Annotated in this window: 1 tRNA gene and 1 pseudogene; one reads left to right on the top strand and one right to left on the bottom strand. The window is 52.4% G+C overall.

Features of this window, described 5'->3' with window-relative positions:
* Nucleotides 1-1,135 (bottom strand): annotated as a pseudogene (locus tag J3U06_RS09275) (hypothetical protein); the annotation flags it as partial.
* A 281-nt stretch (nucleotides 1,136-1,416) separates the two neighbouring features.
* Between J3U06_RS09275 and J3U06_RS09270 the strand changes: the two are divergent.
* A tRNA-Arg gene (locus J3U06_RS09270) sits at nucleotides 1,417-1,489 on the top strand.
* Nucleotides 1,490-1,715 lie beyond the last annotated feature (226 nt).

Below are 1,715 nucleotides of genomic sequence, written 5' to 3'. Positions count from 1 at the left end.
ACGGCTGCTGGCCCGTCACCAGAACCGGCCCAGGAGTCAGCTCATCAACAGGCACCCACTGGCCATCCTTCAAAGCCACCCACTGGTAATAATACGAATTCGTCTCAGAACATATGCCGTCGGGGTTGTAGTAGGTGCTGCCGCGAACATTCAGCCAGTACACGAAGAAAGACCGGGACGGTGCTACACCAGGAGCAGTGCCACTGACACGGTAAAGATCGTAAAAACCACTATAGGAAGGGAAACCATAATCAGTCACCATGCCCCAATTGGACTGACCCCCACTATAAAGATCTGGCTGCCGATCCCAGCCAACCCAAGACCACGGCCCGCTGCACTGAAGATTAGCGCCACTGCCCAGACAGTCTTTCATATACTTCTTGAAGCCCTTGCCCTCAGCCGTTAAAGCTGCAGTGATATTAGATGTTCGATCCGGCGCCTTAATATTAATATCAGGATAAAAGTAGAGACAGTCATCAGCATAGATGTTGGAGGACCAGGACCATATACCAGTACCAGTACCAGTACCGCAACCCAAAGCTCCTATCTGCTGACCTACAATTGCATAAATGTTCAGAGGCTCGTCGACACCACCCGTTTTATGGGCTGACGAGTCACCCGTATCCCCAAGATTCAGATCGCCCTCAACGGATATGGTCAAATAGTCATATAGACCGGAGTTTATGATCTTATGGACAGTGAAAAACTGATCCTGATTCTTGGCCCAATTATAGGCTCCGGTCCAGGCCGGATCAGTGGATGATTTTGAAGCAATGGTGTTCAGATACTTTATTCGGCGATAATGCGGCGGATTGGTGGAACCTTCATACGGGTATATAAAAGATAGATTACAGGAGCCCGTGGTGTCGATGCCGCCGGTAGCATTGGCGCAGAAAGGGTCGAACTCGTTGTGCTTCACGCGCAGGATGAAGTCCATGCGCAGCTCATCCTGGTTGGAATCAATCCTTTGGTTGTAAGCCAGCATCTTGTAAAGCAGCGGCTTCCTGCTGGCCGCCCCGTCCTGCCCGTCGACGGCATTCGCCTGACCGGCCGACAAAGCACTCAGCCCAAGCGGAACAACCATGGCCAGCACCGCCAGAAGGGTCACCAGAACAGCGATGACCGAACGACTCACACGCTGTGAACCCTTAGCGTCCCGTCCCTGCAAACGCTTCAATGCAATACCCCCCAGATCACAATGAAATCATGCTCTAGAACAAATCAACTCCACTTTTGGCTTACCCCCAATTAAGGCAACTGCACATAGAGCACAACAATGCATCATCATTTTTTGCTTTACATGTTCTAAGCGTACAGAAATCGAAAGCATTATCTGGGATTCAAATAGGATATTCCATAACCGGCGTTTCGCGGCCGTCCACGGTCTTGACTCTGGCTGGTCTGGGTTGGGGCGCGGCCGCTTTGGCTCAGTTGGCAGAGCATCTCATCCCTAATGAGAAGGTCCAATGTTCGATGCTGTCAAGCGGCTCTTCCGCCAACCGCCTTTGACAACGGCAGGGCACACGTAGGCGCGAATGGCTTGGCACCCGCATAGAAGTTAAAAATTAAGGCCAGGGTCTGTTCCCGCTTCCTGATTCCGTGGAAGTGGGTACAGGCCCTGGCTGATGCATCCTAGGTCAGTGGCGGTTTTCCTGCTTGTTCCTCAGGCAGGCCACGAAGCCGACCAGGCCAAGCGCCATCAGCAGCAGGATCCT

Source organism: Bifidobacterium sp. B4142 (assembly GCF_026537325.1).
Classification (GTDB): domain Bacteria; phylum Actinomycetota; class Actinomycetes; order Actinomycetales; family Bifidobacteriaceae; genus Bombiscardovia.
Note: the sequence above shows the minus strand (reverse complement) of the source record. Positions and strands in the feature narration are given on the sequence as shown.